Genomic DNA, 21,059 nt, shown 5'->3' with positions numbered 1-21,059 from the left:
ACGCCCCCGGCATCGAATCATGACCGAGGTCCACAAGTCAGGAGCGGTCGCTTGTCTCAGCAGGTCACGGTGGGTGTTCTCGTCGAGCCCACCGACGGAGTCCGCGCCCTCGTCGGCGACGCGCAGGTGGTGCTCGCCGCCCCCGCAGACATCACAGCACTCCCTCAGGCGCTGCCGCGTGGGACCACCCATGTGTTGCTGCTCGGCGAGGCCCGCCACGACGCGGTGCTGCGCCGGCACGCCGCGCTGCTCGCCGACACCGGCCCCTCCGTGGCGTGGCTCGCGCTGCCCCACGGCCCCGCGACGCTGGTGGTGCTGGCGTTGCACGCCGCCGCGGCGCGCCTCGACGCCGGGCTGCTGCCCGACGCCGTCGAGGACCTCGCCCGGCGCACGTGGAGCGGGGCGTGGACGCCCAGTGTCGCCCGCCTGGAGAACCCGTCGCCGAGCCTCGGGCAGCACGCGCGCAGCATGCTGCCCGGCGGCCCCGGCTTCGTCGTGTCCGTCGCCCCGACGCCGGGGGTGCTGACCGCCGGTGAGACGCCGCCCGCCGAGCCTGAGGCCCCGGCCCGCGAGGCGCTCTACAGCGCGGCCCCCGGCCTGCCCGACGTGGTGCTCCGCACCGCGCTGGGCGTCTCCGGCGCGGCGGAGTGCGTGGAGCTGCACGGCCTGGTGCTGGACGCCATCGGGCGGTTCGGCCACGCGCGCGCCGTCGAGCTGTTCGCGCTCCCCGCCGATCAGCGCCTCGCCGCGCCCGATGGCGCACGGCTCACCCGGTGCGCCGTGTGCCAGGCCGTCATCGCACGCCGCCACTGCCCCTACTGCCGCGTGCGTCCCGTCGACGTCGAGGCCGCCCCCGTCGTCGTCCCCGAGCCGCTAGGAGCACCGCTGTGAACCCCCGTCAGCGCCGAGGAGTGCTGTTCGTCCTGTTGTCCGCCCTGCTGGCGGTCGTCGTGTTCGTGGTCATCGCGGGCTACGTCGGCTCGGTGTCCAGCCAGGTCGGGTCGATGGCCACCGTGTACCGCACGTCCGGGGCCGTGCCCGCCTACGCCGCGCTCACCGAGGAGGACCTCGTGGCCGACGAGGTGCCGGCGCGCTGGCTGTCGTCGTCGGCCCAGGTCACCGCGGAGGAGCTGGTGGGCCGCCGAGTGGGGACCAACCTCGTGGAGGGCACGATGCTCACGAGCGACATGCTCGTGCCGAAGTCCGACCTGAGCCCCACTGAGCGCGAGATCGCGATCAAGGTGGACGAGGTCACAGGCATCGCCGACCGGGTCAAGCCCGGCGACTTCGTCGACATCTACGCGGTGTTCTCCGACGTGCCGGGCCTGCCCAAGCAGGTGCGCGTGCTCGTGCAGAACGTGCGCGTCGTCTCGGTGCGCGGCAGCCAGGTCCAGGTCGACGAGCTGAGCTCCACGGGCCAGCAGCGCGTGGTCCCCGTGACCCTCGCGCTGGAGCCGAATGACGCGCTCGCGGTCACGTACGCGTCCGCGTTCGCCGAGGAGGTGCGCCTCGTGGGGCTGCCCACCGGGACGGGCGAGGACCGCACGGGCGAGCTGGGCGATTTCGACGCGAGCAGGCTCGGCGGCCAGGCCGTGCCCGAGGGGACGAAGTGATGGCCGGGATCGTCGTCATCGGCTGTGCCGACCAGTCGCTCGCCTACGAGCTGCGCGCGCAGCTCGCGGAGGCCGCCGACGTCGAGATCGTGGCGGTCGCGGAGACGACCACCGAGCTGACGGCCCTCGTGCTCGCGCATGAGCCGCAGGTGGTGCTCGTCCACGACCAGCTCGGCCCCGAGCCCGTGCACCAGGTCATCCGCGACCTGGGCCTGCGCCGTCCGGCGTCGGTGGCGCTCGTGGTCTCGAGCGACAACGACCCCGAGTCGTTGTCCGCGGCGATGGACGCGGGGGCGCGCGGCGTCGTGGCGTACCCGCTGTCCTACGCCGAGGTACAGCAGCGCGTGGTCAACGCGCTGGAGTGGTCGCGGCATATGAGCTCGCTGCTGGCCAGCACCGGATCGGGCGACGGCAGTGTGCGCGGCCGGGCCACTGTGGTGGCGGTCGCGGGCTCGAAGGGCGGTGTGGGGACCACGACGATCGCGACCCACCTGTGCTGGGACATCCGCCGCGAGGTGCCCGCGCACAAGGTGCTCGTGGTGGACCTGGACCTGGAGAAGGGCGACGTGTCGAGCCTCATCGCCGCCCGGTACCGCTCGTCGGTGGCGGACCTGGCGAAGGTCTCCCAGGACTTGTCGGTGCGCACCGTCCAGGACGCCGTCTTCGAGCACGAGTCGGGGCTGCACCTGCTGCTGCCGCCCGAGGACGTGCGCGAGGTCGAGTACGTGACCCCCGCCGCCGTGCGGCAGATCATCGCGCTGCTGCGCCAGCAGTACGACCTGGTGGTGATCGACGTGGGGGCCCATGTGACGCCCGTGCAGGCCGCCGTGGTGGAGATCGCCGACGAGGTCGTCGCCGTGGCCACCCCCGACCTGGTGAGCCTGCGCGCGCTGCGCCGCAACCTCGGGTGGTGGGAGTCGCTGGCGGTGCGCAAGCCCGAGAACGTGCACGTGCTGCTCAACCGGCACAACCGCTCGGACGAGGTGCAGCCCGACACGGCCCGGCGCATCTCGCCCGCGCCACTGCTCCAGACCGTCCTGCCGGATCTGGGCCGCCGGCTCGAGCGGGCCACGAACTCGCGCTCGCCCGAGCTGGTCGACGACGCGGCGTGGTGGAAGGCGCTGCGGGCGTTCGGCCGGGAGATCGGCGCTGTGCGCCGCGACCCCCAGCCCGCCGGGCCCGACGAGGTCGCCGGGCTGGTGGAGGCCGAGTCGCGCCGCCGCCCGCGCCGGGCTCCCCGACGCGGCGACGACACCGGCTCCGCGTCCGTGGACCTGCTCGGCGTCCTGCCGTGGCTCGCGCTGGTCTGCGCGCTGCTGTGGCAGCTCGGCGTGACGGGCATGACGTACGTGTGGACGGGCCACGCCGCCTCGGCCGCGGCCCGGTCCGTGGCGCTGCACGCCGACGACGCGACGGTGCGCCAGGCCGCGGAGGACGCCTTCCCATCGGGGATGCGCGCGCGGCTCGACGTGGGCGTCGGCGGGCCGGACCGGTCGCAGGTGAGCGTCGCGGCCGAGGTGCCGCTGATGATGCCCGGCGTGTTCAGCACCCCGTGGGACGTGCGGGTCGACCGGCAGGTGGTGAGCGAGCCGTGACGTTCCGCCGGAGTGGTCGGCGCGGCGCGCCGGACCGCCACGTCGTGGGCCGTGAGCGCGGCAGCGCGAGCATCGAGATGGTCGGCGCGCTGCCGATCATCGTGGTCGTCGTGCTCGTGCTGTTCCAGGTGTGCGCCGTGGTCTTCGCGACGCAGGCCGCCAACCAGGCGGTGCGGGACGGCGCCCGGGCCATGAGCCTGGGACGGTCCGTGGAGGCCGCCGTCGACGCGTCGCTGCCGGGCGGCCTGACCGCGCAGCGGATCACATACCCGGGCGACGGCGCCGTGCGCCTCGAGCTGCGGGCGCCGGGCCTGGCGTTCCTGCCCGAGGTCGTCATCGAGCGCACGGCGGTCATGCCATGAGGACGGGATTCAGCGAGTGGACCGGCGACGCGCGCCGTGACGCCGCCGAGGCCGCCGACGCGCTCGCCTCCGCCACGGCCTCGCGTGCCGACCTCGACGAGGGGCTCGTCGCGTCGTTCAAGCGCAAGCTGCTCGACGAGGTCGACCTGCACGAGCTGAGCCGGCTCGACACCGGCCAGCGGCGCATCCGCCTCGAGCGGGTCGTGGCGCACCTGGTGTCCACCGAGGGCGTCATCCTCACCACCCGCGAGCGCAATGCGCTGATCCGCCGGGTGGTCGACGAGTCCATCGGGCTCGGGGTGCTCGAGCCGCTGCTCGCCGACGACACGGTCTCCGAGATCATGATCAACGGGCACGACACGATCTACGTCGAGCGCTTCGGCCAGGTCGAGCGCGTGGCCCAGGTGTTCGCCTCCGACGACCAGCTCCGGCAGACCATCGACCGCATCGTCTCGACGGTGAACCGGCGCGTGGACGAGTCGAGCCCGATGGTCGACGCGCGCCTTCCCCCCGACGAGCGGATGCCGCGCGGCGCGCGTGTGCACGTGGTGCTGCCGCCATTGGCCCTCGACGGCCCCACGGTCACGATCCGGCTGTTCCCCAAGGCGTACGGCCTCGACGAGCTGCTCAACCGGGGCAGCCTCGACGCGGCGACGGCGGGGCTGCTCGCGGCGTGTGTGCGGGCCCGGATGAACATCATCGTCTCGGGGGGCACGTCGTCCGGGAAGACGACCATGCTCAACGCCCTGTCGGCCTTCATCCAGGGCAAGCAGCGCATCATCACCATCGAGGACGCCGCCGAGCTGTCCCTGCCCCAGGAGCATGTGGTGCGCCTGGAGACCCGCCCCGCGAACGTCGAGGGCCACGGCCAGGTGACGATCCGCGACCTGGTGCGCAACGCGCTGCGCATGCGCCCCGACCGGATCATCGTCGGCGAGGTCCGTGGCGGCGAGGCGCTCGACATGCTCCAGGCGATGAACACGGGCCACGAGGGCTCGCTCGCGACGGTGCACGCCAACACCACAGGCGACGCGTTGGTGCGGCTCGAGACCCTGGCGTCGATGAGCGACGTCGAGGTCCCGTTCCATGCGCTGCGCGACCAGGTGAACAACGCCATCGACCTCGTGGTGCAACTGCTGCGCGGCTCCGACGGCACGCGGCGCGTCGTCGAGGTCGGGTACGTGGCCTCGCGGCACCGCGACGACTTCGACGTGCGCCCGCTGATGCGCTGGGACCCCGAGGCCTCGAACGGGGCCGGGCCGCCCGGGCGCTTCGTGCAGCACCCGCTGCCGCAGGCGTTGGCCGATCGGCTGCGGATCGCCGGCGAGCTGCCGGCCGGGCATGCGGGCCGGCAGGGGGGCGCCACGTGATCGTCCTGGTGATCCTGGTGGGCGTCGTGGCCGCGAGCGCGCTGCTCGTCGCGGGGATCCGCGACCTGGCCGTGGTGTCCGCGCGCCGGCGCGCGCTGGTCACCGGCGCCACGGCGGACGTCGTGCTCGGCGACGGCCGCGCGCTCGAGCGGTGGGACCGCGTGTTCCGCCGCACGGCGCCGGGCCGCTGGGTGGAGCGCCAGCTCCTGCTGGCCGGCGTCGACGACAAGCCCGCGGTGCTGGTGGCGGGCGTGGCCGTGGGCGGCGGCGTCGTGGTGGCGTGGGTGCTCGCGGTGGGGCTCGCCCCGGTGCTCGGGCTGCTGGGCGTGGTCGCCGTGGTCGTCGGCATCCGCGCGTACCTCAGCCGTGCCAAGGAGCGGCGCAACGAGCAGTTCGTGGCGCAGATGCCCGAGCTCGCCCGGGTGCTGTCCAACGCGACGGGGGCGGGCCTGTCGATCGCCGCGGCGATCCTGGTGGCCTCTGACGAGCTCGCCGCGCCCGCGGGCCCCGAGCTGCGCCGCGTCGCGTCGCGCATGCGTTTCGGCGACAGCCTCGACGAGGCGCTGTCCGGGCTGGAGGACCGCCTGCCCTCGCGTGAGGTGTCGGTGCTGGTCTCGACGCTGCTGGTCAGCGCCCGATCGGGCGGCTCGCTCGTGTCGGCGCTGCGGGACATCGCCGACACGCTCGACGAGCGCAAGGAGATCCGCCGCGAGGTGCGCACCACGCTCGCGCAGTCCACGTCGACGGGGTACCTGGTCATCGGCATGGGCTTCGGCCTGCTGTTCCTGCTCAACGCGATCCAGCCCGGCACCGTCGAGGCCATGACCGGGTCGTGGCTCGGCCGGGCGGGGCTCGTGGTGGGCGGGTCGCTGTTCGCCGGCGGCTTCGTGTTGATCCGCCGGATGACGAGGTTCCAGGGATGAGCCCGCTGCTCGTGCTGGGGATCGCGTTGCTCGGGGCGCTGAGCGTGGTGCTGCTGCTGGTCGGGTACCGGCAGATGCGCAGCGACGCGCTCGAGAGCCTGGCCGTCGAGGACCTGTCCCTGCTGCGGGGCCAGCAGCGCCGCCGCGCCGAGGGCGAGTCGCCCTTGCAGCGGATGGCCCGGCGCCGGGTGCCCGGGCTGCGCCGGCTGCTGGGCCCGCGCCTGCTGGCCGCGTTGCAGCGGCGCATCGACGAGGCGGGCCGGCCCGACGGGCTGACCGTCGACGGCTACCTGGAGCGCAGCGCCTGGTGGGCGTTGCTCATCGCCCCGGTGCTGGTGGTGCTGCTGCTGCAGGGCAACGTGGCCATGGCGCTGCTGGGCCTGACGGTTCCGGTGGTGCTCCCGCTGAGCCGCGTCGCCGCGGCGCAGCGCCGCCGCAGGGAGCGCATCGACCGCGACCTGCCCGACTTCCTCGACGTCCTGGCGGTCACCGTCATGGCGGGGGTCAACTTCCGGGCCGCCCTCGCGCGCGTCGCGGAGCGGTTCCACGGCCCGCTCGCCGACGAGGTCGCCCTGACCCTCCAGCAGATCGCGAACGGGGCGTCGGTGCGCCAGGCGTTCACCGACCTGCGCCGTCGCTCGTCGTCGGAGCCCGTGGGCCAGTTCGTCTCGGCGCTGCTGCAGTCCCAGGAGCTCGGCGCGCCCCTGGCGGAGTCGCTGCGGCAGATCGCGGCGGACATGCGCCGCGACAGCGGGCAGCGGCAGCGCCAGGCGGCGGCCCGGACATCGCCGCGGGTCACCCTCGTGACGTCGCTGGTGCTGGTGCCCGGGGCCCTCGTGTTCGTGGTGATCGGGCTGTACGTCGGCTCCGAGGTCGACCTCGGCTCGCTGTTCGGCGGGCTGTGAGCGCCGTCCAGGGCGCGCTCCGCCCCGGGTCCGGCGTCGCGCCCGACTTCACCCGCCAGATCGTCTCGGTCGCGCTGCTGGTGCGGCTCGGGGCGATCATGGTCGCGCTGCTCGGCATGGTGGGGGAGACGATGACGGCCCCGGTGCTGGCCTGCGTCCTGGCGATGTCCACGTCGAGCCTCGCGTGCCTGCTCAGCGCCGGGACGATGGACTTCGTGGTGCGGCACCCGCTGGCCGTGGTGGGCGACGTGCTGGTCAACCTGGCAGTGGTCGCGGTGCTGGGGGTGGAGAGCCCGATGGTGCTCTCCACGTTCCCCACCGCGCTGGTGCTGGGCGTGCTGTTCCCGCGCCGGACGTCCGTGACCACAGTGGTGGTGCTCGTCGCGGGGTACCTGCTCGTGGCCCGTGAGGACCCGGACGCCGAGCGCAGCTTCATGGTGGGCCTCGGGGTGCCGGCGCTGTACCTGTGCCTCACCGCCGTGGGATCGGCCATCCGCAGGGCGCATGAGCTGCAGATGGAGGCGGGGCGCGAGCTGGCGTTGATCCGCGAGGTGGCGGTCGCCGCCGACGAGCGGGCCCGGCTGGCACGCGAGATGCACGACTCGCTGGGCAAGACGCTGCACGGCATCGCCCTCGGCGCGCAGGCGCTGCCGCTGTGGGTGGAGCGCGACCCGGCGGCCGCGGTGCAGCACGCCCACGGGCTCGCGGCCGGCGCCCAGCAGGCGTCGGACGAGGCGCGCGCGCTGCTGGTGCGCATGCGCGCCGACCAGCCGGACCGGCCGTTCGCCGAGGTGCTGCACGACGAGTGCGCGCGCTGGCAGGAGTCGACGGGCGTGGCCTGCCGCGTCGAGTGCGCCGCCGTGGTGGACCTGCCCACGAGCATCCGCTACGAGCTGCTCGCGATCCTCGGCGAGGCGTTGGAGAACGTCCGGCGCCACGCCGGGGCGAGCCAGGTGCGCGTCACGTTCAGCGGGGCCCCCGGCGGGGTGGTGCTGCTGTCCGTGCAGGACGACGGGCGCGGTTTCGCCCCCCGCGCCGACGGCTCCAGCCCGCGCGGGCACTTCGGGCTGACGGGCATGCATGAGCGCGCGCGGGAGATCGGCGCGGGCGTGCGGGTCGAGTCGGCCCCGGGACGGGGCACGCGCGTGCTCGTCCGCCACCCCATCGAGGAGGACGACCATGATCCAGCCTGAGATCCCCGACGTGACGCGGCGCGCGGCGGTGCTGGCCGGGGTCCCGGCCGACCATGCGGCGCTGCGGCAGGTCACAGTGGTCGTCGTCGACGACAACTCGGTGATCCGCATGGGCCTGTGCTCCCTGATCGGCGCCTCCGACCACCTGCGGGTCGTGGGGGAGGCGGCGGACGGCGAGGAGGCCGTGCGGGTGGTCCGCGCGACACAGCCCGACGTGGTGCTGCTCGACGTGCGCATGCCCCGCCGTGACGGCGTGCAGGTGGCCGCCGAGGTGCGCCAGTGGTCCAAGGTGCTCATGCTCACCTACTCCGACGCGCCCGAGGTGGTGCGGGCCGCCATCGAGGCCGGGGCCAACGGCTACCTGGTGCACGGCCAGTTCCAGCCCCATGAGCTCGAGCGCGCGGTGCTGGCCGTGGCCGACGGGGCGTTCCTGCTCTCGGGGTCCGCCGCTGGCGCCGTCCGCGACATGTTCGCCGTCCCGGTCGCGCCCGTCGCGCCCACCCGGCCGGACGTGGGCCTGTCGGCGCGCCAGCAGGAGGTCATGGAGCTGGTGGCCGCCGGGCGCACCAACCCCGAGATCGCCGCCGAGTGCTTCCTGTCGGAGAAGACCGTCAAGAACCACATCAACCACATCTTCGCGAAGCTGGGCGTGCGGACCCGGGCCGAGGCCGTCTCCGTGTGGCTCGGTGGGACGCCGGACCCGGGGTCGGGACCTGCGGGAATGGGCCCGGAGTTGGGCCCGTGGACCCGGCGCTCGCCAGCGGGTCGCGCCTAGCGTGAGAAGCGTCAACGAGGGGCCGGTGTGGCTCCGGGCAGCAGACTCAGCCGACCGGCCGACGGTCGGCACTCAGGACGGGGAGCACCACCATGACTCGCATGTTCGTCGCCACGAAGATCCGCCTGCAGAAGGCGCTGGAGCAGCGCGAGCTCGGCCAGGGAACGCTGGAGTACCTGGGCATCGTGATCGTCGCCGCGATCCTGGTGGTCGCGCTCGTCGGCGCGTTCAACACCTTCGACCTCGGCACCAAGATCAGCACGAAGCTCGACGAGATCGGCAACGCGGGCGGCTGACCGGCGCCCAGGTGACGGGCGGCGCGGCGGTGCGGTGGCGGAGGGGCCACCGCGCCGCCGTCGCGGCATGTCCGGCCCAGCGGGCACACGACAGGCAGGGGAGACGATGACGCGGCGCCTGGCCCGCAGAGCGCGGTCCGCGATGTCTGCGGTGTCCGCAGCGTCCGCGCGGGGTCGAGGCGAGGACGGGCTCGCGACGAGCGCCGTGCTCGTGGTGGTCGCCGTGGGCGTCGTCGCGCTGCTGTTCGTGGCGGTGCTCCCGCTGCTGCAGGGCACCGAGCAAGCCGGTAGGACGCAGACCTCGGCCGACGCCGCGGCGCTGGCCGGCGCGCAGGAGGTGCGCCGGGTCGCGCTCGACCACGTCGGCGACGTGGTGCTCGGGACCACGACGTACGGGGCGCTGCTCGGCCCCGCGCGCGGGCACACCCAGGCCAGCGACTACGCCACCCGCAACGGCGCGGAGCTCATGGGGTACGCGCAGGACCCGTGGAGCGACGAGGTCCAGGTCCGCACCTGGCTGCGCGAGCAGATGCCCGACGGCCAACGCGCCGAGCGGGACGCCGTGGCGGCGCTGGGGGTCGCGCTGGCCCGCTGCGCCGGGGACCAGCGGGACGTGATCGTGGGCTACGAGCCCGTCCCCACGCCCGAGCCGGCCGACCCCGACGCCACCCCCGATCCGGACGACCCGGACGAGCCCGAGGAGGAGCCGGAGCCCGTGCCGATCATCGAGACCGAGCACCGCTTCACCTGCCCCGGCTACGACAGCGGCTGGACGCGGCCGCGCGCCGCGCTCGAAGGTCCCGTACGGTCCTGGCTGACGAGCGCACTCGAACCGCGCCTGGTCCGTTGACGCAGGTCAGCGCCAGCGCGACGTCCACGCGTCACCGCACGCCCCGACGAAAGGCCGCACGATGAGGTCCGCCGCATGAGCCCCCGACGAGGAGCGCGCGCCACCCGTGCGCTCGCGACCCTGGCCGCTGCCGCCGTGCTGCTCGGCGGCGCGACGGCCACCGCCGCGCCTGGCGACGACCGGGCGCTGCCACCCGGCGGGGTGAGCGTCGACGGGGAGCAGATCCCGGTGCACGGCACGTTCGCCTACCGCGGCTTCCAGCTGGACACCAACCCCGAGATCCGGGGCGCGGTGCACGGTGTGCGCCGGATCGACGGCGGCACGGTCCTGTACTACTCGCTGGGCATGGCCCGCGGGCAGGGCGCGGAGAAGATCAGCCCGACGTGGGCGTTCCCGAACTCCTCGTACCCGTATGAGATGAGCCGCGCAGTCGACGTGGCGCTGATCGACCCCGTCGGGCTCATCGCCTACCGGCCCGTCGCGGACCCGACGACCACCTTCGCCTCCGACGTCACGAAGCTCGTCGGCCCAGCCGGCGAGCTGCGCGTCGGCTGGGCGGTGTTCCCCGAGCTGCCGCCGGGTGTCGAGACCGTGCAGGTGGTCATGCCGTGGGGGACCGCGGTGGGCGACGTGCCCGTCGAGGACGGCGCCCTGACCCCCGTGAGCAGCGAGCCGGCGCCCCGGCTGGGCGACGGCTGGCCCCAGGCGCCCAGCGGCGCGGAGCTGGCCGGCGCGGACCCCTCGAGCCGGCTCTACACCCTGACCCGCCGCACCAGCGACATCGCCGGGACGGCAGCGGTGGAGGAGACCACCGAGCAGGTCGCGGTGACCCTGGACGCGAACGTCCTGTTCGCCAGCGGCTCGGCCGACCTGTCCGCCGAGGCCCAGCAGGTCCTCGCCACCGTCGCCGCCGACATCCAGGCGCGCGGCGCCGGCGAGGTGGTCGTGGCCGGCCACACCGACTCGGACGGCTCCGACTCGTTCAACCAGACCCTCTCGGAGCAGCGTGCGGCCGCTGTGCTGGGCGTGCTGCAGCCCGCGAGCGGCGCCGCCGTGACGTTCACGTCCGTGGGCCGGGGCGAGTCCGAGCCGGTGGCGTCCAACGGGACCGACGAGGGCAAGCAGGCCAACCGCCGCGTCACAGTCGTCTACTCCGTGCAGGGGGCCTCATGACCAGCCACCGCCTGACCAGCCACCGCCGCGCCCGGGCGGTCGCGGCCGCCCTGGCGCTGTCCGCGATGCTCGCCGCGTGCTCGTCCGACGACCCGGCGCCGGAGCCCGCGCCCACCGAGGTCGCCGAGACGCAGGCCAGCGACGATTGGACCGTCGCGGAACTCGAGCAGGCCGTGCTGGAGGGGGACATCGGCACGTCCACGGTGCTGGCGACGGTCACCGGCGCCCTCCTCGACGGCCCTCGCAGCATCCCCGCCGAAGTCGAGGTCACGGAGGTCGCCGCCGACGAGGTGAGCACGCTCGTGCGGTTCACGCTGCGCGCCGTCGACGACTCGAACCCCATGCTGCCGCTCACGTTCTTCAACCAGTTGCGGCCGCTGACCGCCGACATCCGCGACGTGGCGATCGTCGACGCCGGAGCGGGGCTGCGGCTGCTGCCGTTCGTGGGCGTGTCACAGGCCGACGCGGACAAGACGCTGTGCTCGTGCGCGGGGTCTCCGCCGCGGATGTCCCAGGTGGGGCAGCCGCTCTCGGCGACGTTCCCCGCGCTCGACACCGCGACGACGACCATCTCGCTCGAGTTGCCTGGCTTCCCGGCCATCGAGGGCCTGCCGGTGGCGCGCCGCTGACCCGTGGGCCTCACGGGCCCAAGAACGTGAGTCCGCGACGGGCCCACGGGCCCACGACCTGCGCATCTGCCCGCGGATAGCGTCCCAGTAGGACGAGACCCGAGGGGCGTGACGTGGGACTGACGGGCGAGGACGCGCAAGCGCGCGAGCGCAGAGCGCAGCGTGAGGCGGGCATCGGCTCGCTCGAGGCGATGGGCATGGTGAGCGTCGCGGTGCTGCTCGTCGCGGGCATCGTCGCGGGCATCGCGGCGTACCCCGGGCAGATCACCGGCGCGCTGTGCCGCTTCGCCTCGGCGGCGGGGTTCGGCGCGGGTGGCTGCGAGGAAGGCCCCGCGCCCGTCGTCGCCGACGGGCCCACGGACGCGGACTTCCACCCCGGGGTGTGCATGCTCAGCTCGACGAGCGAGACGTACAACGCCCAGGTGAAGATCTGGTTCGTCACCCTCGGGGACAGCTCGGGCTTCGTCGTGCAGGAGTTCTCGGACGGCACGGTGCGGGCCACGCTGACCGACGGCGCGTCGGTCGGGGCGAACGGCGCGGTCACGAGCAAGACCTTCGACGCGGGCAAGCTCGGCGACGGCAAGAACGCCGGCGTGAGCGTGAGCCTCGGCGCCGACTTGAAGTTCGAGTACGGCTCGACGTGGGAGTTCAAGGACTCCGACCAGTGGGACGCGATGAAGAAGGACCTCGACGCCTACCTCATCCAGCAGATGCAGCTCCAGAGCGAGGGCGCGGCGGGCGTCGCGTTGTGGCTGTGGATCAGCGACGGCTACCTCGAGTCGCCCAAGGACCCGAAGATCACCTACTCGAAGATCGGCCTCGAGGCGGCCCTCAAGGCGAGCGCCGGCACACGGCTGGGCACCGGGACCAAGGGGGCTGACGGCGAGGAGAAGCTCCTCGACCCCAAGCTGGGGTTCAACCTCTCGGCGAAGGCGTCGGGCAGCGTCATCGTGATGAACAACCAGGACACGGGCGAGCGCAGCTACACGTACGAGGTCTCGGGCTCCGGCTCCGCGGGCGCCGACGTGATCCTGGGGCACCTCACGGGCGAGGGGAAGGTCGACGGCGCCTTCACCACGACGTATGACGCGGACGGCAAGCTCGCGAAGCTGACGTTCAAGAGCGCGTACGAGTACGGGGCCGGCGGGTCGATCGGCAACAACACGTTCAAGAGCGTGAGCGGCGGCGTCGGGGAGAAGGAGACCAACTCCGTGGTCACCACGACGTCGCTGACGGTGGACGACACCAACCGCGAGCTCGTGTCGCAGTGGATGTCCGAGCGCACCGGAGCGGGCACGGCGTTGACGCTGCCGTTCGGCGCGATGATCCCGGACCAGCCCTCGAGCGACCCGTTCCTGCAGCTCATGTACGAGCAGGCCAAGACCAGCGAGGTGACGTACCACAACGTCAAGGACTCCTGGGAGTTCGGCATGGCAGTCAAGAAGGGCTGGGAGTTCGGGTTCAACCTGAGCGCCGAGGAGGCCACCGCGACGAGCACCGGCGCGAGGTTCCTGGGCGCGCCGGGCACCGACGGGTCCCGCGGGATGATCGACGACGCGAAGTGCAAGAAGTGAGGGGCGCAGTGGGACGATCGATGAGGACGTGGCTGCGACCGTGGGTGCTCAGCCTGGCCGGCTACGGCGGGGCGCTGCTGCTGGTGGGCGTGCTCCTCGCGGGGCAGATGGGTGTGGGCGGCGCCGGCGCGTCGTGGGCCTTCTTGACCATCCCGCCGCTGCTGGGCGTCGTCGCCGGCACCGTCACGCTGCGTCCGCGCACCCGCCCGACCTGGCACGCCGGGGTGGTCGTCGCGGCGCCCGTCGCGCTGCTGTCCCTCGCCCTCGGGCTGGCCGCGGCCGCCCGCGCGGGGGACGCGCTCGCCCCGGGCGTCGGCGCCACGATGGCGGCCGTCCCCCTGACTGTCGCGCTCATCGCGGGCGCCGGCACTGGCATGCTCGTGGCGCGCGCCTGGACGCCGCCCGCGTCTCCGCCCCCACCCACCGCGTCCTACCTCGGAGGTCCCCCCGCATGATCACCGCCGCCCGCCGCCGCATCCGGCTGCTCGCCACCGGGGCCGTCGTGGCCACGGCCCTCACCGCGTGCACGCAGGGCTCCGCGCCCAGCACGCCGGACGGCTGGACCCGGCATGAGGTCGGCCACCTGTCAGTCGCTGTCCCCGAGGAGTGGGTCGCCACGGCGGAGGGCGACGACCTGTGGACCGTCGGCTGGGCCGACGCCGAGGACCTGGCCGACGCGTCCGCGCTGCTCATCGGCAGCCCCGACTTCGGCGACAACGGCGCCGACGAGGGCCTGTCGACGTTCGTCTCGGGCGCCCAGATCGGCGGCGTGCCCGGCTACATGTCGACGTCGACCTCGACGCCCGTCACGACGGACTCACTCGAGGTCGTGCGCAACGACTACACGTACGTCGACGGGGCGGGGACCACGTTCCAGGGGGTGTTCTGGGCCGCTGCCGCGCCGGGCTCCGGGACGACCGTGGCGCTGCAGCTCAGCGGCCTGGAACTGCCCGAGGACCTGGTCGAGGGCATCCAGGACAGCATCCGCGTGCTCGACGGGGGCGCCGCCGCCGCGAGCTGACGGCGCCGCCGCACTGGTGGGGGAGGCGCCGCCGCGCCCGTGGGGGAGAATCAGGGCGGCCACGACGCGACAGGCGCTGACGGCGCCGCACGAGAGGACCCGAGATGACCCACGGCGAGACCACCCCGACGACCGAGGCCGGACCCGCCGCGGCCGATCCTCGAGCCGCCAAGCAGCGCGGCGCGCTGGGCAGGTACCGGGCGATGGCGTGGGTCACCGGCGTGATGCTGCTCGTGCTGACGCTGGAGATCGTGCTCAAGTACGTGTTCCAGGCGAACGGGGTGGACGCCCAGGGCCACGCCCGGCCGGTGATCGGCGTGTGGGTCGCGATGGTGCACGGCTGGATCTACGTGGTCTACCTGGCCGCTGTCGTCGACCTGTGGTCCAAGATGCGCTGGCAGCTCAGCCGCCTGGTCACGCTCGCGCTCGCGGGCGTCGTGCCGGTGATGTCGTTCGTGTTGGAGCGCCGGGTGCACGCCGACGCGGTCGCCCGCATCGAGGCGGGCGCCGCCTCGCCCGCTCGCTGAGCGATCCTGGGGACCGGCCTCCCGGCTGGGGCGACTATCCTGCCGGGGTGACACAGTCCTCCCCGCAGACCCCCCGGCCTGTCCTCGTCGTCGACTTCGGCGCGCAGTACGCCCAACTCATCGCGCGCCGCGTGCGCGAGGCGAACGTGTACTCCGAGATCGTGCCGCACACCGCGAGCGTCGAGCAGATCCTCGCGAAGGACCCGGCAGCGATCATCCTGTCCGGCGGCCCCGCCTCGGTGTACGCCGACGGCGCCCCGTCGGTCGACTCGGCGCTCTTCGAGACCGGCGTGCCGGTCATGGGCATCTGCTACGGCTTCCAGGCCATGGCGAACGCCCTCGGCGGCGTCGTCGCGCAGACCGGGACCCGCGAGTACGGCGGCACGGCCGTCGAGGTGTCCGAGGAGGGCACGCTGCTCGCGGGCTCGCCCGACGAGCAGTCGGTGTGGATGAGCCACGGCGACGCGGTGCACGCCGCGCCCGAGGGCTTCGAGGTGCTCGCGACGTCCGCCGGCTCGCCCGTCGCCGCGTTCGAGAACCGCGACAAGCGCCTGTACGGCATGCAGTGGCACCCCGAGGTCAAGCACTCCCCGCTCGGCCAGAAGGCCCTGGAGAACTTCCTCTACGAGGGCGCCGGGCTCAAGCCCGACTGGAACCCCGGCAACGTCATCGCCGACCAGGTCGCCGCGATCCGCGCGCAGGTCGGCGACGCCCGCGTGATCTGCGCCCTGTCCGGCGGCGTCGACTCCTCGGTGGCCGCCGCGCTGGTGCAGAAGGCCGTCGGGGACCAGCTCACCTGCGTGTTCGTGGACCACGGGCTGCTGCGCACCGGCGAGGCCGAGCAGGTCGAGCAGGACTTCGTGGCCGCCACCGGCGTCAAGCTCATGGTCGTGGACGCGCGTGAGCGCTTCCTGTCCGCTCTCGCGGGCGTGAGCGACCCGGAGACCAAGCGCAAGATCATCGGCCGCGAGTTCATCCGCGTGTTCGAGGACGCCGCACGCGAGGTCGTCGCGGACGCCGGCGCCCACGGCGAGGACGTGAAGTTCCTGGTCCAGGGCACCCTGTACCCCGACGTCGTCGAGTCGGGCGGCGGCGAGGGCGCGGCCAACATCAAGAGCCACCACAACGTGGGCGGCCTGCCGGACGACCTGCAGTTCGAGCTCGTCGAGCCGCTGCGCACGCTGTTCAAGGACGAGGTCCGCGCGGTGGGCCTCGAGCTCGGCGTGCCGGAGGCCATCGTCTGGCGCCAGCCGTTCCCCGGCCCGGGCCTGGGCATCCGCATCGTCGGCGACGTCACCGCCGAGCGCCTCGACACGCTGCGCGCGGCCGACGCGATCGCCCGCGAGGAGCTCACCAAGGCCGGCCTGGACCGCGAGATCTGGCAGTGCCCCGTGGTGCTGCTCGCCGACGTCCGCTCGGTGGGCGTGCAGGGCGACGGCCGCACCTACGGCCACCCGATCGTGCTGCGCCCCGTGTCCTCCGAGGACGCGATGACGGCCGACTGGACGCGCCTGCCCTACGACGTGCTCGCGACGATCTCCACCCGCATCACCAACGAGGTGCCGGAGGTCAACCGGGTGGTCCTCGACGTGACGAGCAAGCCGCCGGGCACCATCGAGTGGGAGTGAGCGACGCACGGGCGTGAGCAGCAGCTCACGCCCGTGTCGCGTCTCCGGGCCCGGCTCCCGCCCCGCTCACCGTCGGCTGCGCTCGGCCTGCCGGTGCTTGTCCTGGTACATGGCCCGGTCGGCCTCCGCGATCACCCGGGCCGCGTCGGCGTGCTCGCCGCCGCCCACCCAGGAGTCGCCCAGCGCCGCGGTCGCCGAGACGCGCACCCCGTCGCCGATCTCGACGCTGCCGTCCAGCACGCCGCGCACATCCCCGACCAGCGCGTCCCGTCGCTCGGCGCCGCCCACGGCCACCACCAGGATCTCGTCGCCGCCGATCCGGGCCGTGAGCGCGTCAGGCCCCGAGGCGCGGTCGACTCGCCGGGCGACGGCGCAGATCACCGCGTCCCCCGCGCCATGGCCGTGCTGGTCGTTGACGGTCTTGAGCCCGTCCACGTCGAGGAACAGCACCGTGACGCCCGGCACGGCGCCCGCCTCGACCCGCGCGAGGACGTCGGTCAGATGCGCGATCGCGATGCGGCGGTTCAGAAGGCCGGTGAGCTCGTCACGCGATGCGAGGTGGGCGAGCGCCGCCTCGGCCTCCTCCTGGCGGCGGGCGAGCCGTCCGATGCGGATCACGACGAGCGGCACGATCGCCAGTGTGGAGACGGTGAGCAGCATCCAGTCCACGTCCCCGCGGAGCGCCTGCTGGATGCCGGCGAGCACCGGGTTGAGGCCGAGGGCGAGGCCGAAGAGGGCAAGCCGCGTGATGCTCAGCCGGTCGGCGGGCGCCTCGGCCGGCGCCGTCAGGGCGGAGGAGGACGGGTGCACTGACGCGGCGCCGACCGCGGCGTAGGCGACGATCCACACGAGGCCGATCCAGTGCGCGGAGCTCCCGTCGGCGGCGGAGTACGTCTGGGTCCGGGCGACCGTCCCGAGGAGCGTGAGCGTCACCGCCAGCAGCAGGTACAGCAGGGCGGGCCGGGCGGCTCGGTTCACCACAGCGATGCACAGCAGCATCCCGGCGATCCCGCTGACCAGCAGCACCATGAGGAGGGTGTTGAGGCGTTCGGGCCCGGGGGCTGCCTGGCGTACCAGGGCCGGGTGCAGGAGCACGACCCACAGCACGCTCGCCAACGCGAGCCACCCCACTCCGGCCTCGACGAGGGTCCCGCCGTCGTGGCGCGCGAACGGGGTGAGCATGAGGACGGCGCCGACGAGCAGGAGCAGGTACCCCGCGATGAGCGACCCGGCGGCGATCGGCCCCTCGGCGACCGTGTGGTCGCCGAGGCCGACCTGCGCGAGCCACACGAGGCCGTTCACCGTCAGCGACGTGAGCCCGAGCGCGAGGAACCGCCACGGGATCGATCGGGCGAATCGACGGCGGGCCAGATGCGTGAGCACCACCGCGGCGGGCGCCGCGCTCGCCAGCACGAGCACGACGCTGCGCGCCGACCCGCTGCTGATCACGTAGAGCGCGCACAGCAGGGCGCCCCCCAGCGCCACGGCCAGGTGTGCAGGAAGGCGTCGTCGCTCCACACCTAGACCATCGGCCGACTGGGGGGCGCCGTGAGTGACTCCCCGGGTGATCGCAGCCTCACCCCACGGTGCAGGCCTTCCCGTCGAGGAGCCGCAGCAGCGAGGTGTCGCCCGAGGCGCCGGATCCGACGTACCCGAAGGTCACGGTGCTGCCCGGGTTGAGTCGCGCGTTCCACCTCAGGTTGCCGGCGTCCACGACCTGGCCGGACTGGCTGAGGTCCACGTTCCAGGAGTCCACGACCTTCCCGCCGCCGGTCAGGGCGAAGCGCAGGTCCCAGCCCGCGAGCGGGGCCGTCCCGGTGTTAGTCACCCAGACCTGGGCGATGAACCCGCCGGGCCAGGAGCCGTGCACCACGGACTTCACCCGGCAGTTCGGCGCCTCGACGGGCGGCACGGCGAGCGCGATGAGCTCGGCGGCCTGCTCGGGGAACCAGCCGCCGGCGGCCGGGTCCTCGATGCCGCGCTCGGGGTCGAGCGGCCCGCCGGTGCCGCGGTAGCACTTGCCGTCAGACTCTCCCGGCACCTTGATCCACACGTAGCCGTCGATCACCGGGTCGCCGGTCTGCAGCGTCGGCCGCAAGCCCAGGCCACGGCCGGGCGGGTTGCACCAGACCTCGGCGTCGGTGTACTTCCCGGCCGGTGCGGTCCAGGGGCCCTGGCCGTTGCGGCTGGTGTCGATGAGGGCGTGCTTCTGCGCGGCCCGGTCGCGGGCCAGGCCGGTGTCGGCGAAGGCCGCGTCGTAGGCGGCGTCCGTGAGGTGCCAGGTGCTGAGGTCGTCGGGGTTGGCCGGGTAGTACTGGCTCGCGCACCAGGCGGGCTCGTACCAGGTCTGGGTGGACAGCGCGATGCAGTCGGAGATCCAGCCGGCGTACCGGGAGACCTTCTCGGTGGCCTGATAGTTCGACGCGTTGAGGAAGAACCCGTCGGCGCGCTCGACGCCCGCCTTGATCAGGCGGTCGGTGGCGTCGCCCACCCCGAGCCAGCCGTTGTGGGTGCCGTCGAGGTAGACCTTCGTCGCCGGGAGCGCGACGAGGGCGTCCACGGCGTGGTTGAGCTGCACGAAGCGCTCCGAGGCGGCGGTGGCCGGGTCGACCTCGGCCGGCTGGCACCACTCGGTGTCGCCGTTGACTGTGGTGTACCAGGGGATGATGCCCAGCCCGTCGGGCTCGAGCACCACGTACGCCTCGCGGTCGCCGATGCCCGCCGCGAACGCGTCGATCCAGGCGGTGTACTCCGCGGTGTTGGCGGCGCCGCCCGCCGAGTACTGCGCGCAGTCGCGGAACGGGACGTTGTACGCCACGAGCATCGGGACGGCGCCCTCCGCTGCTGCGGCGGTGACGTGCTTGTCGACGGCGGCCTGCACCTGCGCCGGGGTCCCGGAGGTGAACCAAGCGCCCGACGGGAAGCTGCCCAGCAGCACGGCGTCGTCACGCGCCTGGCCGGTGAGCTGCTCGGCGGCTTGCAGCGTGGAGCTCTCCCAGTCGACGTACAGCGACGGGGCCGCGGGCTGCGGGGCGGGGGAGGCGCCTCCGGCGATGGCGGCAGTGGCGCCCGACATCGCGAAGGTCATGGCCAGGGCGGCGGCGGCCGCGGCCGGGCCGATCAAGCGGCGGGGTGGAGGTGCGACGGGCATGCGGGTCCCCTCACGTCGGGCCGCCGGGCTGGCCTCGTTGCCTCTGCGGACCGGGCCCGCGAGGCAGCGCGGGGCCAGGCGCAGATGACCGGCGGTGGCGTCACGATCACCCGGCTGGCAGAAGGTGTCAAGAGGGGCGAACCGGACATAAACGTTTCACATGATCGCGGTCACCCGCCCGGCGCATCGCCCGGCCCGAGTGGCCGCCGCCGCGCGGTTGGCTACGCTCGGCAATGTGCGCATAGCTCACATCTCGGACTGCTACCCGCCGCGCACCGGCGGGATCGAGTCGCAGGTCGGAGACCTGGCGGCCCGCCAAGCCGCTGCCGGCCACGACGTGCACGTCCTCACCGCGACGCCCGACTCCGACCCGGCCGGCGGCGCGGGATCGGCGCCCGGCGTCACCGTGCACCGGATCGGCATGGCGCTGCCGTTCGAGCTGCCCGTCAATCCCCGAGCCCCCGCTGTGCTGCGCTCACTCCTGCGGGACATGCGCCCCGACGTGGTGCACGTGCACGCCGGGGTCGTCTCGCCCTTCGCCTTCGACGGCGCGCGGGCAGCCGTGGGGCAGGGGCTGCCGACCGCGATCACCTGGCACTGCATGCTCGACGGCGCCGTGCTCGCCCTGCGCGCCGCGGTCCGGGTGTCCCGCTGGCGCCAGGCGCCCGTCGCGCTCAGCGCCGTCAGCCACGTCGCCGCGCGTCGCGTCGCGCAGGTCTTCGGGGCGCCGGTGCGGATGATGCCCAACGGCGTGGACCTCGACGCCTGGCGGCCCGATCCCGCCGCCGTCGCCGCCCAGCCGGCTGGTGAGCATCCGGCTGGCGAGCATCCGGCTGGCGAGCCCAGGGGAGGCACGCCGCTCCGGCTCGTGGCCGCCACCCGGCTGGCGCCGCGCAAACGCGCGTCGGCGCTGGTGGACGTCGTCGCCGCGGCCGCTGACGAGCTCCCCGCGGGGAGTGTGCGGCTGACCATCTTCGGCGATGGCCCGGCCCGGCGCCGGATCGCCGCGAGGGCTGCGCGGCGCGCGCCGCACCTCGTCGAGCTGCGCGGACGCGTCTCCCGGGCCGAGTTGCGCGCCGCCTACGACGAGGCCGACGTCTTCCTGGCGCCAGCGGCCCTCGAGTCGTTCGGGCTGGCCGCCCTCGAGGCGCGCGCGGCCGGGCTCGCCGTCGTCGCCCGGCGCGGGACGGGCATCGAGGAATTCGTCGCCGACGGCTCCGAAGGGCTCATCGCCGGGAGCGACGCCGCGATGGCCCGCGCCGTCGTGCGCCTGGCCGAAGAACCTCGCCTGCTCGCCGAGATTCGAGCCCACAATCGCGCGCTGCCGCCCACCTTCGGGTGGCCGCACGTCCTCGAGGTCGCGGCCGCCGAATACCGCCGGGCGGTGGGGTTGGCTACGGTTGACCACCGGGTAAGGCTTTGACCTGCGTGAATGTCCTCGATGTCGAGCAATGAGGGCCGATGTATTGGCCCG

Annotated in this window: 21 protein-coding genes; 19 read left to right on the top strand and 2 right to left on the bottom strand. The window is 73.8% G+C overall.

Translation table 11 applies throughout. The features are described from left to right. The first annotated feature begins 51 nt into the window (after nt 1-51). From QUV83_RS12810 to guaA, 18 genes are all read left to right on the top strand, one after another. Nucleotides 52-891, top strand: a complete 840-nt coding sequence (locus tag QUV83_RS12810) for a hypothetical protein (protein ID WP_289564997.1) — start codon at nt 52-54, stop codon at nt 889-891. Beyond that, nucleotides 888-1,613 (top strand): Flp pilus assembly protein CpaB, encoded by a 726-nt coding sequence (gene cpaB / locus QUV83_RS12805; protein WP_289564995.1) that lies wholly within the window; start codon nt 888-890, stop codon nt 1,611-1,613. The genes QUV83_RS12810 and cpaB overlap by 4 nt, the downstream gene beginning before the upstream one ends. Next, entirely contained in the window at nt 1,613-3,208 is a 1,596-nt protein-coding gene (locus tag QUV83_RS12800) for an AAA family ATPase (RefSeq protein ID WP_289564993.1), read from the top strand. Before cpaB ends, QUV83_RS12800 begins: the two co-directional genes overlap by 1 nt. Then, complete coding sequence (locus QUV83_RS12795; RefSeq protein ID WP_289564991.1) at nt 3,205-3,570, top strand: TadE/TadG family type IV pilus assembly protein; 366 nt, start codon at nt 3,205-3,207, stop codon at nt 3,568-3,570. Before QUV83_RS12800 ends, QUV83_RS12795 begins: the two co-directional genes overlap by 4 nt. Further along, a complete protein-coding gene (locus tag QUV83_RS12790; RefSeq protein WP_289564989.1) occupies nt 3,567-4,940 on the top strand; it encodes a CpaF family protein in 1,374 nt (457 codons plus the stop codon). The genes QUV83_RS12795 and QUV83_RS12790 overlap by 4 nt, the downstream gene beginning before the upstream one ends. Beyond that, entirely contained in the window at nt 4,937-5,863 is a 927-nt protein-coding gene (locus QUV83_RS12785) for a type II secretion system F family protein (RefSeq protein WP_289564987.1), read from the top strand. Before QUV83_RS12790 ends, QUV83_RS12785 begins: the two co-directional genes overlap by 4 nt. Beyond that, a complete protein-coding gene (locus tag QUV83_RS12780; protein ID WP_289564985.1) occupies nt 5,860-6,768 on the top strand; it encodes a type II secretion system F family protein in 909 nt (302 codons plus the stop codon). The genes QUV83_RS12785 and QUV83_RS12780 overlap by 4 nt, the downstream gene beginning before the upstream one ends. Further along, a complete protein-coding gene (locus QUV83_RS12775) occupies nt 6,765-7,961 on the top strand; it encodes a sensor histidine kinase (RefSeq protein ID WP_289564984.1) in 1,197 nt (398 codons plus the stop codon). Before QUV83_RS12780 ends, QUV83_RS12775 begins: the two co-directional genes overlap by 4 nt. Next, nucleotides 7,948-8,736, top strand: coding sequence for a response regulator (locus tag QUV83_RS12770; RefSeq protein ID WP_289564982.1), 789 nt, complete (start codon nt 7,948-7,950; stop codon nt 8,734-8,736). The genes QUV83_RS12775 and QUV83_RS12770 overlap by 14 nt, the downstream gene beginning before the upstream one ends. 92 nt (nt 8,737-8,828) lie before the next feature. Continuing rightward, nucleotides 8,829-9,032: a hypothetical protein gene (locus tag QUV83_RS12765; RefSeq protein WP_289564980.1), complete on the top strand. Its 204-nt coding sequence runs from the start codon at nt 8,829-8,831 to the stop codon at nt 9,030-9,032. Nucleotides 9,033-9,183: 151 nt separating this feature from the next. Beyond that, nucleotides 9,184-9,882: a hypothetical protein gene (locus QUV83_RS12760; protein WP_289564978.1), complete on the top strand. Its 699-nt coding sequence runs from the start codon at nt 9,184-9,186 to the stop codon at nt 9,880-9,882. A gap of 75 nt (nt 9,883-9,957) precedes the next feature. After that, the gene (locus QUV83_RS12755; RefSeq protein WP_289564976.1) at nt 9,958-11,055 is read left to right on the top strand and encodes an OmpA family protein; all 1,098 of its coding nucleotides are present in this window, start codon (nt 9,958-9,960) and stop codon (nt 11,053-11,055) included. Beyond that, complete coding sequence (locus tag QUV83_RS12750) at nt 11,052-11,684, top strand: hypothetical protein (protein ID WP_289564975.1); 633 nt, start codon at nt 11,052-11,054, stop codon at nt 11,682-11,684. Before QUV83_RS12755 ends, QUV83_RS12750 begins: the two co-directional genes overlap by 4 nt. Before the next feature lie 113 nt (nt 11,685-11,797). Continuing rightward, nucleotides 11,798-13,258: a hypothetical protein gene (locus QUV83_RS12745; protein WP_289564974.1), complete on the top strand. Its 1,461-nt coding sequence runs from the start codon at nt 11,798-11,800 to the stop codon at nt 13,256-13,258. 20 nt (nt 13,259-13,278) lie between these two features. Further along, complete coding sequence (locus QUV83_RS12740; RefSeq protein WP_289564972.1) at nt 13,279-13,713, top strand: hypothetical protein; 435 nt, start codon at nt 13,279-13,281, stop codon at nt 13,711-13,713. Then, a complete protein-coding gene (locus QUV83_RS12735; RefSeq protein ID WP_289564970.1) occupies nt 13,710-14,279 on the top strand; it encodes a hypothetical protein in 570 nt (189 codons plus the stop codon). Before QUV83_RS12740 ends, QUV83_RS12735 begins: the two co-directional genes overlap by 4 nt. Nucleotides 14,280-14,383: 104 nt before the next feature. Next, nucleotides 14,384-14,806, top strand: coding sequence for a DUF3817 domain-containing protein (locus tag QUV83_RS12730; RefSeq protein ID WP_289564969.1), 423 nt, complete (start codon nt 14,384-14,386; stop codon nt 14,804-14,806). A gap of 47 nt (nt 14,807-14,853) precedes the next feature. Continuing rightward, entirely contained in the window at nt 14,854-16,434 is a 1,581-nt protein-coding gene (gene guaA, locus QUV83_RS12725) for a glutamine-hydrolyzing GMP synthase (RefSeq protein WP_289564968.1), read from the top strand. A 66-nt stretch (nt 16,435-16,500) separates the two neighbouring features. Here the strand turns inward: guaA and QUV83_RS12720 are convergent, their stop codons facing one another. Continuing rightward, complete coding sequence (locus tag QUV83_RS12720) at nt 16,501-17,952, bottom strand: GGDEF domain-containing protein (RefSeq protein WP_289564966.1); 1,452 nt, start codon at nt 17,950-17,952, stop codon at nt 16,501-16,503. A 58-nt stretch (nt 17,953-18,010) separates the two neighbouring features. Further along, the gene (locus tag QUV83_RS12715; RefSeq protein ID WP_289564964.1) at nt 18,011-19,585 is read right to left on the bottom strand and encodes a glycoside hydrolase family 6 protein; all 1,575 of its coding nucleotides are present in this window, start codon (nt 19,583-19,585) and stop codon (nt 18,011-18,013) included. Nucleotides 19,586-19,820: 235 nt separating this feature from the next. Here QUV83_RS12715 and QUV83_RS12710 point away from each other — a divergent pair, with 235 nt between their 5' ends. Continuing rightward, nucleotides 19,821-21,008, top strand: a complete 1,188-nt coding sequence (locus tag QUV83_RS12710) for a glycosyltransferase family 4 protein (RefSeq protein ID WP_289564962.1) — start codon at nt 19,821-19,823, stop codon at nt 21,006-21,008. Nucleotides 21,009-21,059 lie beyond the last annotated feature (51 nt).

The organism is Cellulomonas cellasea (genome assembly GCF_030372105.1).
GTDB classification, from domain to species: Bacteria; Actinomycetota; Actinomycetes; order Actinomycetales; family Cellulomonadaceae; genus Cellulomonas_A; species Cellulomonas_A cellasea_A.
This window is presented reverse-complemented; position numbering and strand designations above follow the sequence as displayed.